Origin of the sequence: Paludisphaera soli (genome assembly GCF_011064595.1) — a bacterium.
Lineage (GTDB): Bacteria > Planctomycetota > Planctomycetia > Isosphaerales > Isosphaeraceae > Paludisphaera > Paludisphaera soli.
Genome location: NZ_JAALJI010000005.1, coordinates 112,876 through 128,009 on the forward strand (window position 1 = coordinate 112,876; position 15,134 = coordinate 128,009).

Below are 15,134 nucleotides of genomic sequence, written 5' to 3' on the forward strand. Positions count from 1 at the left end.
GGATCGGAGCCCCTTCGTGAACAGCCTTCGCACGCGATTCCTGGCGACGTTCGACCGCACCTTCGGGTGGCTGGTGGCGGGCCTGGTGCTGGCCGCGATCCTCGGCTTCGGCGGGACCGCCTGGTGGTGCCGCCCGGCGCTGGCCGCCGGGGCGACCGGGCTGACGCTCCTGCTGATCGCCCGCAACCTCGTCGCCGGCCGCGCGCCGATCCTCAAGAGCCCGCTCGGCCTGCTCGGGCTGGCGGTGCTGGGGCTGGGGATCCTGCAGATCGCCCCGCTGCCGGCGAGCCTGGCGGCCCGGCTCTCCCCGACGGCCCGCGAGGCCTACACGCGGGGCTTCCTCCCCGAGCTGGCCCTGGCCGACGCCCCCGGCGCGGCGCTCGGCGAGGCCCCGGCGATCCGCTCGCCGGCCAGCCTGGACCGGGCGGCGACGATCCGCAAGCTGGCCCTGGCGGCGGCCTGCCTGGGGATCTTCTGGTGCGCCTCGCACGCCGTCGACCGGCTCCAACGGCTCTATCTGGTCTGGGGCGCGGTGATCGCCGGGTTCCTGCTCAACACGACGCTCGCCCTGGTTCAGGTCAGCACCCGGACCGAGGGCCTGTACGGCTTCTGCGTCCCCGGCGCGGCGGCGCCCTGGTGGGCCCCGGACGTCAACGACGTACTCGACGCCCCGGCCGTCGCGGCGCTGCGCGAGCTGCCGGCGACCACGGCGCCGGGCTCGGCGCCGGCCGCGTACCTGGAGGTCGTCCGCCCGTTCACGTTCGGCACGCTCCCCGGCGGCGTCGGCGGCTTCCTCGCCCTGGGGGCGCTCGCCTTGCCGCTGATCCTGGCGTTGGTGCTGCACCTGGGCTCGCCGAGGGGGAGCCGCGAGGCCTGGTTCGACCGCCTGGGACGCACGGGGCAGGGGAGCCTGGCGATCCTGCTGGTCCTGCTGGCGATCCCCGGTGCGGTGCTGGTCGGGATGGCGGCCGGCCCCTGGTTCTGCCCGCCGTTCGCGATCGGCCTGGCGATGGTCGGGCTGCCGGCCCTGTTCACGCCCGGCGCCCGCGCGCTGGGCTTCGGCCTGGCCGCCGCGATGCTCGTCGCGCTGGCCTCGGGCGCGGCGATGCAGGCCCGATGGGACGACCTGGCCGGGGCCCGGCCCCCGCTGAAGGCCCCCGACTGGCGCGAGAGCCGCGAGGTCTGGCGCGACGCCGCGCGGATCTTCCGCGAGTTCCCCCTCGTCGGCGTCGGCCTCGGCGGCTTCGGCGCGGTGCAGCCGTACTACAAGGACCGCGACGTCGCCTCCAACACCGCCATGAGCAGCCTGCTGCAATGGGCGGCGGAGGCGGGCGCGGCGGGCCTGGCGATCCTGGGGGTCGGGGCGCTCTGGTGCCTGATCCGCATCCCGGGGGGCCTGAAACGGCTCGGGACGATGGATCGATTCCTGGCCCATGGGTTGATCGGGGCGGTCCTCGGGCTTAGTCTATTAGCCGCCGTTCACTGGACCGTCGAGCTGACGGCCGTGGCCGTCTCCGCCAGCGCCCTGGGTGGAACCTGGAATCGCTGGCTGGCCGGCGGCACCGACCTGTTCGTCGAGCACGGCTGATCGACCAATCGATCGCGCCGAAGCGAGAAGCATCGAAGCAACGACCGGGACATCGCTCAGGGAGGAGTCGATTCCACGATGGCCGAATCCACCTGTCTCCATATCCAGGACCACGACGCCGGGCCGATCCGCATCGTGGAAATCCCCTGGATATCGGTGCGCATCGGGAGGGCGGCCTTCTGCGAGGTCCGGCTCAACGACCCCTCGCTCCCCGAGGAGGCCTGCCGGCTGCATCGCCGGGGCCGGAGCTGGCACCTGACCCCCCTGGGAGGCTCCGACGTCAGCCTCGACGGCCGGCCGATCGATGGGGCCCGGACGCTCGACTTCGACGTCGCGTTCCAGGTCGGCGGCTTCCGCCTGGCCCTCAAGCGCAACAGGTTCGCCGAGCCCGACTGGCAGCCCCCGCGCGACGAGCCCCGCGCCGGGGCGGGGGCCCGGGCCGGCCGCGAGCCGCTGGCCGACCCCGCCTTCGAGCAGCCGGCCCCGACGCCGGCCGCCGATCCGGCGGCCTCGGGGGCGACCGCCCCCCTGGCGAACCCGTGGGAGGCCCGCTGGCGCGCCGCCGGCGACCGGCTCAAGGCCGCCCGCGCCGCCGAGGCCCGGCCCGCGACCCCTCCGGGCCAGGCCCCCGGCCCGACCCCGCCGACGCCCCCGTCCGCCCCCTCGGCCCGCGCGGTCGACCTGCTCGATCGCCGCCCGGCCCCCGACGCGCCCCGGCCCGCCGCCCGCCGCGTCGAGCCGCGCGTCCGGCCCCGAGCGGCGACGCCCCCGCCCCCCGCCGCCCCCCGGTTCGACCCGTCCTCCTACAGCCGCGCCGCCCGGCCCGCCGCGCCGCCGTTGCGGCCGACGCCGACGCCGACGCCGCCCCGGCCCGCCCGGCCTCCCGAGCCGACCCGCGTCGCGGCCCCCATGCCCGAGGCCTGGGCCGCGCCGATCCCCGAGCCGATCCCCCGGCCGGTGGAGCCGGCGAGCCCGACGATCGCCACGGCGCCCGCCCCGTTCCTCGACGCCGATCATGTCGCCCGGCTCGAAAACCTCGACGTCGCCGACCTCGGGCGCGACTTCGCCGCCGTCGAGGCCGAGGCCCGGTCGGTCGAGATCGAAGTCGAGGCCGTCGTCCCGACCGCCCCGGACGACGCCCCCCCCACGGTCGAGCCGGCCACGGTCGAGCAGGTCGAGGTTGAAGACGCCCCCGCCCCGGCCGATCCCATCGCGATCGACGCCGAGCCCGAACAGGAGCCGGAGCCGGAGCCGTCGGCGATCGAGGCCGAGGCGTCGGGTCCGCCCGACGTCGTGGCGACGGTCGAGGATGAGGTCGCGGAGGAGGTCGATTCCCCTGCGATCCGTGCGGAAGCCGAGGTCGCGGACGAGCCGGAACCCCACGCGCCCTGGACGTACGCGCCGGTCGTGGAATCGACGACGGCGAGTCACCCCCGGTTCGTGGCCGACACGAGCGAGTTCGGGCGTCCCGAGGCCCCGGTCGAAGAGGCCCCCCGGAATCGCCGGGCGGTCGCCGCCACGCCGAGGCTCGTGGAGCGGGAGGAGGTCGAGGGCGAGGACGGGGCCGAGGCGTTCGACCCGACGCGGTCGAGGCGGTCGCGGCCGGGCGGCGACTGGGTCCTCCCCTCGGTCCAGGACGTGCTGAACGCCGGGCTGCATCGCGGGATGGGCGAGGCGAGGTCGATCCCCCGGCCGCCGTCGCGGCCGGCGCGGGCGACGGCCGCGGCCCCGACGCCGGCGAGGGAGCCCGCCCAGTGGGACCCGCCGGCCTGGCTGACGGCGCCGCCGGCCTTCGCGATGACGCTGGCGGTCGGCGGCCTGCTGGCCTTCGGCTCGTGGCGGCAGGCGGTCGTCTCGCACGGCGCCTCGTCCGCGATCCAGACGTCGGCGGCGGTCCGCCTGGGGCTCGCCAAGGACCGACCGCTGGCCAAATCGATCGCCCCGCCCCGAGCTTCCTGGTGGGGCGCCGCCCCGGCGCACCTGGCGCAGTGGGGGGTCTACCTGGACGGCACCCGCGTCGAGCACGGCTGGGACGCGACCGCCCCCGAGATGCTGGAGGCCGCCGCGGCCGCCGGCCCGCTCGACCCCCTCGCCCGGTTCGCGCTCGCCCGCAAGGCCGGCGACGCCCCCGGAGGCGCGATCGCGCCGAAGCTCGCCCTGGGCCTGAGCCGGGACGCCGTGAGCCTGGCCTGGACCGGCCGGTCCCTGCACAAGGCGGGCAAGGACGCCGACGCCGCGAAGGCGTACCGCCGGGCCCTGGAGATCGCCGCCCGGTGCGACCGCACGCCGCGCGGGCCGCTCGCCTACAGCGACGACCCGAACGTCCCGCGCTACCTGCTGCCGGGCGAGGACCTGGCCGCCGCGATCGTCCGCGAGCTGGTCGCCGACTCTTCGTGGCGGTACGCCGACTGGGCCGAGGCCCTGCCCGAGACCGGCGTCTCGGCCCTGGCCGCCGCCCGCGTGCTGAAGCGCGAGGGGAGGCCCGAGGCCGACGCCGTCCTCAGGCGGATCCTCGACCGCGCCGACGCCGAGGCGAAGGCCCGGGCCGGCGGCCCCGACGAGCCCGCCGACGACCCCGACGGCGAGGCCGTGGCGCTCGCCGTCGCGGCCGAGGCGCAGGCGCTCCGGTCCGACTGGAAGGACGCCGAGCGTCGCTACAAGGCGGCCATCGACCGGATGGCCGACCCCCGCATCCGACGGTCGTGGTGGTTCAACCTCGCCGACGTCGCGATGCACCTCAACGACGACGACCAGCGCCGCGCCGCCCTCGACGAGGCGCTGGCGGTGGTCGACTCCGACGAAGTCAGCCGCCGCGCCATGGAGATGCAGCGCGGCGATTCAGGGACGATGGATCGCCGCGGGCTCGGCAAGCTCAAGGCGAATTAACGGATTGACACCCCGGGCGCGACCCCTCCCCTCGCTCCGAAGGAAGGCTCCCATGGCGGCGAACCCCGATCGACCGGCCCCCCCCGACGACCCCGCATCCGGCCCCGGCCCCGCGCCCGCGCCCGCCGTGGAGCGGCCCCCGAGCCTCTTCGACGCCTTCCTGCGCTGGGCGGGCGACCCGGAGCAGCGGCCCGCCGTGCTGGGCGCGGCCGCGTGCCTGGCCCTTTTCGCCTTGCTCTTCCGCGAGAGCCTGGGGCACTTCTACTACGCCTGGACGACCGACGACAACTACAGCCACGGCTTCCTCGTGCCGCTGTTGAGCTTCTACTTCGCCGCGCAGGTCTACCGCCGCGAGGGCTGGCCGGCGGCGCCCGAGGGCCGCGCGGGGGTTTGGTCCGGCGGCGTCCTGCTGGGCGGGGCCTTGCTCGTCCACCTGCTGACGATCCCGCTGCCGATCCCGTTCCTGGGCGACCTGGCGCTGCTGGCCGGGCTGGCCGGCGGGTTCACGATCCTGGCCGGGCCGGCGGCGCTGCGGCGGTTCTGGTTCGCCTTCACGTTCCTGATCTTCATGGTCCCGCTGCCGATCGCGCTGTACTCGCGGATCGCCTCCCCCTTGCAGCTGATGGCGAGCCGGGTGGCGTCGGCGTTCATGAACGCGACGGGGGTGCCGGTGCTCTGCGAGGGGAACCGGATGACGCTGCCGGGGGGCGTCCAGATGTTCGTGGCCGAGGCCTGCAGCGGGATGCGCCAGCTCACCGGGTTCCTGGCGCTGGCGGCGGCCGTGGCCTACCTGTCGCGGCGGCCGAACTGGTATCGCGCGGCGGTGGTGCTGGCCGCCCTTCCGATCGCCCTGTTCGCGAACACGACGCGGGTCGTGATCACCGGCTACATCATGCACTACGTGAACCCCCAGTACGCCGAGGGCGCCTACCACACGCTGGAGGGGATTCTCCTGATGGGCTTCGGGCTGCTCCTGTTGAACTCCGTCTGCGTGCTGATGGACCTCTTCTGCGCCGGGGACGACGCGCCGCCGTCCCCGCCGCCGCCCCCTTCCTCCGACGCCCCGACGTCGGGCCGGCGGATCCTGGCCGGGGCCGACGGCTGGTCGGCCCCCCGCATCTCCGGCCCCCTCTCCCTCCGCGCCGCCACCGAGGACCTGTCATGACCACCGCCACGCGCTGCGGCCTCTGCGCCGCGTTGTTGACCCTCGGCCTGGCGGCTCACGCCGGCCTGGAGCGGCTGGACGACACCGAGCGGCCGCCGCTGCGCCAGTCTCTCAAGACGATCCCGCTGGAGATGGACGGCTGGGTCGGCCACGACGTGCCGGTCGCCCCCGACATCGTCGAGCGGGCGCAGACGACCGAGTACCTGAACCGGGTCTACGAGAGCCGCCGCAGCCCCGGCGTGAAGCTCACGCTCTGGATTAACTACTCCGAGTACGGCACCAACCTCCGGCACACGCCGGAGATCTGCCTGCCGTCGGGGGGCTGGACCAAGGTGGAGTCGCAGACCCGCGAGCTGTCGCTGCCCGCCGGCGACCGCGGCGAGGTGACCTGCACCCGGCTGGGCTACGCGCAGGGCGACCTTGTGAAGCATGTGGGCTTCTGGTACTATATTTTCGGGGAGGGGCGGCTGCAGAACATGGTCCGTCGACTCCCCATCACCAGCCGGAGCAGCCACGGGAGGACCACCCGCGGGTCGTCGATGACGGTCGAGGTGTTCTACCCCGGCGACGTCGACCCCGACGCGGTCGCGCTGGCGGAGTTCGGCCGGGAACTGCTCGCCGCCCTCGAGCCGATCCTCCCCGTCGAGCGGGCCGAGTACCACGTGCCCTGACGCATCGGGGCCAGACAGCAAGCAGCACGCCGGCGCCCGCCGGCCTGCGCGGACCTGAGGCGATTGACACGATGAAGCGCGCCCTCCTCACCGGCGTCACCGGACAAGACGGCTCCTACCTGGCGGAGTTCCTGCTCGGCAAGCCGGACTACGAGGTCCACGGCCTGGTCCGCCGGTCCAGCACGCTGAACCGCCAGCGCATCGACCACCTCTCGCGCGAGAACCCCGAGCGCCTCCACCTGCACTACGCCGACCTGGCCGACGCCTCGTGCCTGTCGTCCCTACTGGAGGAGATCCAGCCCGACGAGGTGTACAACCTCGGCGCCCAGAGCCACGTCCGGGTCTCGTTCGACCAGCCGCTCTACACCGCCGACGTCGTCGGCCTGGGGACGCTCCGACTGCTGGAGGCCGTCCGCGTGCTGAACCGCCGCCGGCCGGTGAGGTTCTACCAGGCGTCCAGCTCCGAGATGTTCGGCTCGGCCCCCGCCCCCCAGGGACCGGACACCCCGTTCCACCCCCGCAGCCCGTACGCCGTCGCCAAGGTCTACGCCCACTGGCAGACCATCAACTACCGCGAGGCCTACGGGCTTTACGCCTGCTCCGGCATCCTCTTCAACCACGAGAGCCCGCGCCGGGGCGAGTCGTTCGTGACCCGCAAGGTCACCCTGGGCGCCGCGCGGATCAAGGAAGGCCTGCAGAAGCGGCTGGTGATGGGCAACCTGGAAGCCAAGCGCGACTGGGGCTTCGCCGGCGACTACGTCCGCGCCATGTGGCTGATGCTCCAGCAGGACAAGCCCGACGACTACATCGTCGCCACCGGCGAGACGTATTCCATCCACGAGCTGCTGGAGAAGGCCTTCACCCTCGTCGACCTGGACTACCGCGACTTCGTCGACTTCGACGAGCGCTACGTCCGCCCCTCCGAGGTCGACGTCCTGCAGGGCGACGCCACCAAGGCCCGCGAGGTCCTCGGCTGGAAGCCCGAGGTCGACTTCGACGGCCTCGTCCGCATGATGGTCGAGCACGACCTCGAACTCGCCCGCCGCGAGAAGCACGCCCGCGCCTTCCCGGGGGGGTGACGCTTGCGTCATGGAGGCCGCGTCGATGGCCCGGCCGCAGATCCCGCCTCTCACGGCCGAAGCGTTGGGCGTCCTGGATCGGATGCCGTTCGATCCCGCCGCGCGAGGCGGTTTCGACGTCATGTCCGGCGGGCTCGCTTGGCCAGACGCATTCCCGCGGATGCGATCGCCCGAGCGGGCGGTCGTCTACCGCAACTGGATGCCTCGGCTCCTGATCGCTTACCGGGCGTCGATCACCCTCGGCGAGGAGCGGCTGAAGTTCCGCGCGGCCTGGGAACAGGTCGTCCAAGGAGCCCCGAACTGGCCCGGGCTGCGCCCGGAGCGGCGGGGTGACCGGGCGCTGAGACGGTTGCGCGCGGCGCTCCGCTGTCAGGACGAGTGCCTGGCCGAGTTGGAGGCGGAGATCGAATCGAGCGACCCCATCATCTGAAACGCCACGCTTCTCGTCTCCCAACGGATCCGTCACGCGGGGCGAATTCGCCGGTCCTTCCAATAGCGTACGGAGAACCTGCCCGACGCCTCGACGCTCTCCCAGTGCGGGGGGAAGTAGGGGCTCTTGACGGCGAACGGCCGCGTCTCACGGCCACGGTAGTACAGGAGATCTTCCTGGGCCGTGAACCTCCCGCAGCACCTCAGCGAGACCAGCGTGCGGCGGCCGTCTTCGTCCTCGACCATGACGTCGATCCACTCCGGAACCTTTTCGTCCCGCCAGAGGAAGTCGACGACCTCTCCGGCGGTCCAGGGGCCGTGATGCCGTCCGCCGTCCATGTGCAGCCCGTCAGGGAGCGAGTCCTGGGGATAGATCGTCTCGTCGCCGACGAGCGGGTGGCCGTCGCAGGATTGGTTGGGGAAGACCAGGAACGCCGTCTCATCCGGGAGCGTCTCGCGGACGAACTCACGGGCGAATACCACCGACGCATCGGCGGCCAGCCGTAAACGAGACGCGAACTCCTGTCCGTCCATGCCGAAGCTCCCTGTTGCGGACGAAATCCAGCAGTGCCGCCCTGGAGAATGGACGTTCGTCGGGGCTCCCTCGTCATCCGAGCGATAAGCAGCTTGGCGTGCAACGGTCCTCGAACGTCCCCGCTCGGTCTTGCCCTCGGGGGCGACTTCTGGTCTACTTCGACGCATCGACAAGGATGGACACCCAGGGAAGGTCGAGGGCGCCATGGACGTGCCAGCGCGAACGAATCGGGAATCCGTGGTCGTGGCCTGCCCGGACGCCCGGCCCCCGGCCTATCAGGCCGTCGTGGGGCTCCACCGCTCGGGGATGCTCAAGCGGTTCATGACGTCGTACTATCACGACCCGGACTCGCTGGGCGCGAACCTCGCGCGCAAGCTGGCCCCGTCGGCGTACGACCGCTTCCGGCGCGTCCTGGCGCGTCGGCACGACGACGAGATCCCGGCCGGTCGCGTCGCCTCGACGCCCGCCGTCGACCTGTCGCTCCGGGTCGAATCCCGGCTCTCCGGCCGCCCCGGCCTGAGGCGCGCCGCCGCCCGGGCGCGAACGACCTGGTTCGACCGCCGCCTGGCCCGCGAGCTGGCCTCGGCCCCCCCGGAGGCGCTTTTGGTCTTCAGCGACGTCGGCTCGGGCGTGGCGATGCCGCTCTGCCGCCGCAAGGGGGTCGCCACCGTGCTGAGCATGGTCCACGGCGACGTCCGCGAGGAGGCCCGGCTTCTGGAGGCCGAGGAGGCGCTCGCGCCCGACTTCTTCCCGCTCTACCTGGGCGACGCCTCGCTGGATCGCGAGGAGATGGACTGGCTGCACGCCCGAAGGCTCCGCGACCTGGAGCTGGCCGACCTGATCCTCGTCCCCTCCGAGCACATCGCCGGCACGTTGGAGCGCGAGGGGATCCCGCGCGATCGGCTGCGGGTCATCCCCTACGCGGCCGACTGCCGACGCTTCCGCCCCCTCTCGGGCCGGCGGGCCGACGACGGCTCGTGCACGTTCCTGTTCGCCGGCGGGGTCAGCCAGCGCAAGGGGATCAAGTACCTGCTGGAAGCCTGGGCCAGGATCCGCCGGCCGGGCTGGAGGCTCCAGCTGCTGGGCCCCATGCCGCGCCGGCTGGGCCCGATCGAGGGGATGCTGGAGGGGGTGGAGCCGCTGGGACGGGTCGGCCACCCGGAGGTCCCCGCGCACATGGCGTCGGCCGACGTCTTCGTCTTCCCGTCGCTGTTCGAGGGGTCCGCCGTCGTGACGTACGAGGCGCTCGCCTGCGGCCTGCCGGCCGTGGTCACGCCTGAGGCCGGCTCGGTGGTCCGCGACGGCGTGGAGGGCCTGGAGGTCGCCTCGCGGGACGTGGACGCCCTGGCCGCCGCGATGGCCCGCCTGGGCGAGGACCCAGCGCTCCGGGCCCGGATGGGCGCCGCCGCGCGAAGCCGGGCCATGGACTTCGACTGGCCCCGCTACCACCTGTCCGTCGTCGAGGCCGTCGCCGGCGCGATCGAGCGGAACCGACGCCCCGGCGCCCCGGCGTCCGCCAGCGACCGCGAGCGGGGCAGGCCCCTCGCGACGTGGGCCGGCGGCTGACGACGCCCGGCCGGGGGATCGACCGCGAAGCCAACGCACCACGGAAGGGGGCGGCGCGAGGAGCGTCGCGACGGGACTCATGGACGACCTGCAATACGTCTACGCGACCGCCGGCGTCATGGCGGTCTACTTCCTGTGGCAGGTCGCCACGCGGCGGTTCGACCCGTTCGCGCCGGTCTGGCTGTTCTTCGTCGGCTACGTCCAGATCTACGTCATCCAGGCCTACTCCTACCACGAGTGGGCCGTCGGCGTGCGCGGCGAGGACGTGGTGGCGACGGCCAACTCGCGGGCGCTCTGGGCCTTGCTCTGGTTCCTGGCGATCTACCACCTGGGGGCGGCCCGCCTGGTCGCGGCCCGGCTGCCGAGGCCGCCGCAAGGCTGGTCGGCGCCGACCGTCGCGGCCCTGTGCCCGGTCCTGATCGCCTGGGGCCTGCTCTGCGCCGGGGTCTTCGGCGGCGGCCAGTCCTCGCAGGAGGAGGTCTCGGCCGAGGGCGCGCTCCTGCGGTCCTTCCCGTTCGTGATGATGGTGGCGGCGATCCTCCTGATCACCACCGGCCGCCGGCTGGAGGCCCCGAAGCCGGCCTTCCTGTACGCGGGGCTCGCCGTGGCGGGCTTCTACGTCCTGATCTGGATGTTCAACGCCAAGCGCTCGCACTCGTTGATGGGCGTGCTGACGACCGTCTGCGCCCTGTACGTCACGCGCCAGAAGCGGCCCTCGTGGGGCGTGCTGGCGGCGACGGCGTTCTCCGGGGCGCTGGTGGTTGCGGTGTCGATCGGCTGGCGCAACAACCCGAACTACGAGCGCTCGTTCTCCGGTTTCACCCAGTTCGTCAGCGAGTTCGACCTGTCCAAGATCCTCGTCAGCATGGACGTGGCCGACGAGGAAGACGTGGGCCCGGACGTCTCCTACGAGAGCAAGGAGTACGGCGGCTACCTGCTGATGCTGGACACCGTGCCCGAGAAGTCCGACTACGACCACGGCGCGAGCTACCTGCGGGCCATCTCCACGTACATCCCGCGGATCGTCTGGCCGAGCAAGCCGCTGTACGGCCGCAAGCAGTGGATCGACGCCTGGATCGCCGGTTCAGAGTTGAAGCGCGACGAGGAGTTCGCCGGCCCGGCCATCGGCATCCTCGGCGCCACCCAGCTCAACGGCGGGGCGACCGCCACGCTGATCGTGCTGGCCGCCGTGGCCCTGGTCCTCCGCGCCAGTTACGACTACTTCCTGCTCCACGCCGGGGCGACCTGGGTCCAGTTCTTCTGGTCCATCTTCTTCTACAACGCCTGGTTCGTGGTGGTGGGCGACGACCCGGTGGTCTGGTTCTACTACAACTGGGGGTTCTCGGCGTTCCCCGTCGTCGTCGTCACCTGGTTCGCCTCCAAATACCTCGCCCCGCGCGACGCGGCGCCGGAGCCCACCGAGCCCGAGCCCTGGGAGGCGCCCCCGGAGTGGGGATACGCCCACGAGACCGCGCCCGAGCCCGCCCCCCCTCGCACCCGCCGACGCTTCAAGGAAGGAGCCTCGACATGACCGCCCGCCCCGAAGCGCGGACGCCGCTGACGTCCGTGGAGAAGATCGACGTCTGCCGGGGGCTGTTCGCCTTCCTGGTGGTGATCGCGCACGCCGTCGACATCGCCTGGGCGATCCACCCGTCCGCCCCCGCGGCCATGCCGAGGGCGCTGCACGACGCCTGGCTGAACATCGTCGCGGCCGGGGTCTACTGGGTCATCGGCTTCTTCGTCATCAGCGGATATTGCATCCAGCTCTCGGTGGAGCGCCAGGTGGAGCGCGGGCGGTTCCCGCTGCGGAGCTACCTGATCGCCCGGCTGTCGCGGATCCTGCCGCTGTACTACGTCGCGCTGGCGTCGGCCGTGGTGTTCGAGCGGCTGATGGTGCCGGCGCGGCCGAGCACCTGGCCCAACGGGCTCGACTCCGCGACGCTCGTCGCGCAGCTGTTCGTGGTGCAGAACTTCCAGCAGACCTTCGGCTCGTTCGCGCCGTCGTGGAGCATCACCAACGAGATGTTCTACTACGTCTTCTTCGGGGCGATCGTCTGCCTGGGCCTGCGGCTCCGGGTGCGCCCGGCGAGCCTGGGGATGGCCGCGTGCCTGGGCCTGGCCGTGCTGCTGGAGGGGGCGTACTTCGGCTGGTTCCGCACCGACCCGGTGGTCCGGAGCCTGGGCCTGCTGTTCGGGCTGGGGACGATCTGGTTCCAGGGCGCCCTCGTCGCCGTCCACCGCGAGTCGCTGCGGAACAGCCCGACGGCCCGGCGGCTCTCGGCCTGCTGGCCGCTCGTGCTGCTGCTGGCCGTGGCCCTCTGGTACAACCACGCGGTCCACCTGCAGTTCCTGTACATCGTCCTGGGCGCGGCGTTCACGATGATGCTCGCGCGGTTCGTGGCCGTCGACCCGCCGGACGCCCGGCCCCCCGACCGCGGGCGGGTCGGCGCCGCCATCCGGGCCCTGGGGCTGTCGAGCTACCCGACGTACCTCTTCCACGGGCCGTTCATCATGTGGCTGGGCTCGGTCATGACCCGCGCGGGATGGCTGGCCGACGACTGGCGGGTCACCTGGCTCGTCCTGAGCGCCGCCGGCATCGGCTCGGGGCTGATCCTGGGGTTCGTCGCCGAGCGCCCGCTGATGACCTGGCGCGCCGGGATGCTCAAGAAGCTGAAGGCGACGGAGCGCGCCGACGCCGCCCCCTCGCCGATCCTCGGGATGCCGCGCTGACAGGCCGACGCCGCCACGGAAGGAGCCGCGACCATGCTTTACGCCGTCTGCTTCACGAACTTCGGCCCCTATCACCTGGCCCGCCTCCGCGCCCTGGCGACGCGGCTGGCCGAGCGGGGCGACCGCCTGATCGCCTACGAGACGGCCGGCGGCGAACGCCTCTACCCCTGGGCGCGCAGCGAGGGGGGCGAGCCGTTCGACCGCGTAGTCCTGTTCCCCGACCGGGCGCTCGAGGAGATCCCCGCGGGCGCCTGCGCCGAGGCGATGGCCGAGGCCCTGGACCGCGACCGGCCCGACGCCGTCGCCGCCGTGGGCTACGTCCGGCCCGAATCGCTGGCGCTGGCGAAGTGGGGGCGTCGCCGCCGCGTCCCGACGATCCTGATGTCGGAGAGCCAGGCCGTCGACCGCCCCCGCGTCTGGTACAAGGAGATGATCAAGTCGCGTCGGATGCGGCTGTTCGACGCCGCGCTCTGCGGCGGGCCGTCGCACCGCGAATACCTGATCGACCTGGGGATGCCCGCCGATCGGATCGCGCTGGGGTACAACGCCGTCGACCACGACTTCTTCGCCGAGGCCGCCGAGGCCCGGCGGGCCGATCCGAGGTCGCGCGAGGGGATGCCCGAGGCCCCGTTCTTCCTCTCGGTCTGCCGGTTCGCCCCGGAGAAGAACCTGATCCGGCTGATCGAGGCGTTCGGGCGCTACCGAGGGCAGGGGGGGAACTGGGACCTGGTCCTCTGCGGCGACGGCCCGCAGGCGATCGAGGTGGCCCGGGCGATCGAGGACTCCGGCTGCGACGGCGCGATCCACCGGCCGGGATTCCTCCAGGCCGACGGCCTGTCGCGGTGGTACGCCCACGCCGGGGCCTTCGTGCTGCCGAGCGCCTCCGAGCCCTGGGGACTGGTCGCCAACGAGGCCGCCGCCGCCGCCTTGCCGCTGCTGCTCTCCTCGCGGGCCGGCTGCGCCCGGACGCTCGTCCCCGAGCCCGAGGGGACGACCGGCGCGCGGTTCGACCCGGCCGACGTCCGCGACATCGCCGCCAAGCTGAACTGGGCCGCCGCCCTGTCCGACGACGACCGCCGCGCCATCGGCCGGCGCGCCCGCGAGGTCGCCGCCGAATGGGGACCCGACCGCTTCGCCTCGGGGGCGATCGAGGCCTGGGAGAAGGCCCGAACGCCCCGTCGCTCACGACCGCTGGTCGGCCCGATCCGGATGACGGGCTGACCTGCAGGCGCCTCGAAGGAACTCGCGAATCGACCGACACACGGAGGTGACACCGATGACGACCCTGACCGCCGGGACGAAGCGAAATAAGACGAACACCGCCGCGCGCTGGCTGCACCTCTGCAACGGGCTGGACCCGGTCCGCGACGGCGGCATGGTGCCGAGCATCCTGGGGATGACCGGCGCGCTCAAGCGGGCCGGGGGCGACGTGCGGATCGTCACGCCGACCCCCTCGCGGCTCGACGACCTGGCCGCGCCCGAAGGCCTGGCGATCGACGGCCCCGACGCCGACCTGGAGGCCGCCGTCCGCGCCGCCGAGGTCGTCCACATGCACGGCCTCTGGCAGGGGCACTCGCGCCGGGGAGCCGCCGTCGCCCGCGCGGCGAAGGTCCCCTACGTCATGGCCGCGCACGGCATGGCCGAGCCCTGGGCGCTGCGGCACAAGCGATGGAAGAAGCGGCTGTACCTGGCCCTGGTGGAGTCGCGCAACCTGCGGCGGGCGTCGTGCCTGCACGCCTTGTCCCGGCCCGAGATCGGCCACCTCCGCAGCCTCGCCCCCTGGGCCCCGGTCTGCTTCGTCCCCAACGGCGTCGACCTGGAGGCGTTCGACGACCTGCCGCCCCGCGAGGCGCTGGAGGCCGAGCACCCGGAGCTGAAGGACAAGTTCGTGCTCCTGTTCTACGGCCGGGTCCACGCCAAGAAGGGGCTGGACCTGCTGGCCGAGGCGATGGGGACGCTGGCCCGCGATTTCCCCGATCTCCACCTGCTGATCGCCGGCAAGGACGACGGGGCCCTCGCGCCCTTCTCCCACCGCGTCAGCGAGCTGGGACTGAACGGCCGCGCGACCTACGTGGGCCACGTCTCCGGGGCGAAGGCGAAGCGGGTCTGGGCGGCGGCCGACGCCTTCACGCTCCCCAGCTACAGCGAAGGCTTCAGCATGGCGATCCTGGAAGCCCTGGCCTGCTCGCTGCCGGCCGTCTTCACCACCGCCTGCCACTTCCCCGAGGCCGCCCAGGCCGACGCCGCCGTGGTCGTCGAGCCCGAGGCGCAGGCCCTCACCCGGGCCCTCCGCGAGCTGCTGGAACGCTCGCCCGAGGAGCGCCGGACGCTGGGCGCGAACGGCCGGCGGCTCGTCGAATCCGACTACACCTGGGAGCAGCAGGCCGCCCGGCTCGCCGACGTCTACCGCTGGCTCGCCGGCGGCGGCGCGGCCCCCGAATGCGTGATCGCCTGACCGGCCCACGGCCCATCCCCACCCGGAGTC

At 73.3% G+C, this 15,134-nt stretch carries 12 protein-coding genes; 11 read left to right on the forward strand and 1 reads right to left on the reverse strand.

Features of this window, described 5'->3' with window-relative positions; all coding sequences use genetic code 11:
- The first annotated feature begins 16 nt into the window (after positions 1-16).
- The 6 genes from G6O68_RS08660 to G6O68_RS08685 all read left to right on the forward strand — a co-directional run bounded on the left by G6O68_RS08660 (position 17) and on the right by G6O68_RS08685 (position 7,819).
- Positions 17-1,588, forward strand: a complete 1,572-nt coding sequence (locus G6O68_RS08660) for an O-antigen ligase domain-containing protein (RefSeq protein WP_165246655.1) — start codon at positions 17-19, stop codon at positions 1,586-1,588.
- Between the two features lie 78 nt (positions 1,589-1,666).
- Positions 1,667-4,474, forward strand: a complete 2,808-nt coding sequence (locus G6O68_RS08665) for an FHA domain-containing protein (protein WP_165246657.1) — start codon at positions 1,667-1,669, stop codon at positions 4,472-4,474.
- Between the two features lie 52 nt (positions 4,475-4,526).
- A complete protein-coding gene (locus tag G6O68_RS08670; protein ID WP_165246659.1) occupies positions 4,527-5,639 on the forward strand; it encodes an exosortase/archaeosortase family protein in 1,113 nt (370 codons plus the stop codon).
- A complete protein-coding gene (locus G6O68_RS08675) occupies positions 5,636-6,310 on the forward strand; it encodes an EpsI family protein (RefSeq protein ID WP_165246661.1) in 675 nt (224 codons plus the stop codon). The genes G6O68_RS08670 and G6O68_RS08675 overlap by 4 nt, the downstream gene beginning before the upstream one ends.
- 71 nt (positions 6,311-6,381) lie before the next feature.
- Entirely contained in the window at positions 6,382-7,389 is a 1,008-nt protein-coding gene (gmd, locus tag G6O68_RS08680; RefSeq protein ID WP_165246663.1) for a GDP-mannose 4,6-dehydratase, read from the forward strand.
- Positions 7,390-7,414: 25 nt separating this feature from the next.
- Complete coding sequence (locus tag G6O68_RS08685) at positions 7,415-7,819, forward strand: hypothetical protein (protein ID WP_165246665.1); 405 nt, start codon at positions 7,415-7,417, stop codon at positions 7,817-7,819.
- A 32-nt stretch (positions 7,820-7,851) separates the two neighbouring features.
- On the opposite strand, the gene G6O68_RS08690 is transcribed toward G6O68_RS08685, so the two are convergent.
- Positions 7,852-8,352 (reverse strand): hypothetical protein, encoded by a 501-nt coding sequence (locus tag G6O68_RS08690; protein ID WP_165246667.1) that lies wholly within the window; start codon positions 8,350-8,352, stop codon positions 7,852-7,854.
- A gap of 205 nt (positions 8,353-8,557) precedes the next feature.
- On the opposite strand from G6O68_RS08690, the gene G6O68_RS08695 reads away from it, so the two are divergent.
- The 5 genes from G6O68_RS08695 (at position 8,558) to G6O68_RS08715 (ending at position 15,104) form a co-directional block, all read left to right on the forward strand.
- Positions 8,558-9,919 carry a glycosyltransferase gene (locus G6O68_RS08695; protein WP_165246669.1) on the forward strand — a complete coding sequence of 454 codons (1,362 nt, stop codon included), beginning with the start codon at positions 8,558-8,560 and terminating at the stop codon, positions 9,917-9,919.
- 79 nt (positions 9,920-9,998) lie between these two features.
- Positions 9,999-11,450 (forward strand): hypothetical protein, encoded by a 1,452-nt coding sequence (locus tag G6O68_RS08700; RefSeq protein ID WP_206108049.1) that lies wholly within the window; start codon positions 9,999-10,001, stop codon positions 11,448-11,450.
- Positions 11,447-12,649, forward strand: coding sequence for an acyltransferase family protein (locus G6O68_RS08705; protein WP_165246671.1), 1,203 nt, complete (start codon positions 11,447-11,449; stop codon positions 12,647-12,649). Before G6O68_RS08700 ends, G6O68_RS08705 begins: the two co-directional genes overlap by 4 nt.
- 33 nt (positions 12,650-12,682) lie before the next feature.
- Positions 12,683-13,870, forward strand: coding sequence for a glycosyltransferase family 4 protein (locus tag G6O68_RS08710; RefSeq protein WP_165246673.1), 1,188 nt, complete (start codon positions 12,683-12,685; stop codon positions 13,868-13,870).
- Between the two features lie 55 nt (positions 13,871-13,925).
- Positions 13,926-15,104 (forward strand): glycosyltransferase, encoded by a 1,179-nt coding sequence (locus tag G6O68_RS08715; protein WP_165246675.1) that lies wholly within the window; start codon positions 13,926-13,928, stop codon positions 15,102-15,104.
- The last annotated feature ends 30 nt before the right edge of the window (positions 15,105-15,134 follow it).

Bases quoted from the DNA above. Each gene is read 5' to 3' on its own strand.
- G6O68_RS08700 (WP_206108049.1), top strand. From the start codon at position 9,999: ATGGACGACCTGCAATACGTCTACGCGACCGCCGGCGTCATGGCGGTC.
- G6O68_RS08685 (WP_165246665.1), top strand. From the start codon at position 7,415: ATGGCCCGGCCGCAGATCCCGCCTCTCACGGCCGAAGCGTTGGGCGTC.
- G6O68_RS08705 (WP_165246671.1), top strand. From the start codon at position 11,447: ATGACCGCCCGCCCCGAAGCGCGGACGCCGCTGACGTCCGTGGAGAAG.
- G6O68_RS08670 (WP_165246659.1), top strand. From the start codon at position 4,527: ATGGCGGCGAACCCCGATCGACCGGCCCCCCCCGACGACCCCGCATCC.
- G6O68_RS08675 (WP_165246661.1), top strand. From the start codon at position 5,636: ATGACCACCGCCACGCGCTGCGGCCTCTGCGCCGCGTTGTTGACCCTC.
- G6O68_RS08710 (WP_165246673.1), top strand. From the start codon at position 12,683: ATGCTTTACGCCGTCTGCTTCACGAACTTCGGCCCCTATCACCTGGCC.
- G6O68_RS08695 (WP_165246669.1), top strand. From the start codon at position 8,558: ATGGACGTGCCAGCGCGAACGAATCGGGAATCCGTGGTCGTGGCCTGC.
- G6O68_RS08665 (WP_165246657.1), top strand. From the start codon at position 1,667: ATGGCCGAATCCACCTGTCTCCATATCCAGGACCACGACGCCGGGCCG.
- G6O68_RS08690 (WP_165246667.1), bottom strand. From the start codon at position 8,352: ATGGACGGACAGGAGTTCGCGTCTCGTTTACGGCTGGCCGCCGATGCG.
- gmd (WP_165246663.1), top strand. From the start codon at position 6,382: ATGAAGCGCGCCCTCCTCACCGGCGTCACCGGACAAGACGGCTCCTAC.
- G6O68_RS08715 (WP_165246675.1), top strand. From the start codon at position 13,926: ATGACGACCCTGACCGCCGGGACGAAGCGAAATAAGACGAACACCGCC.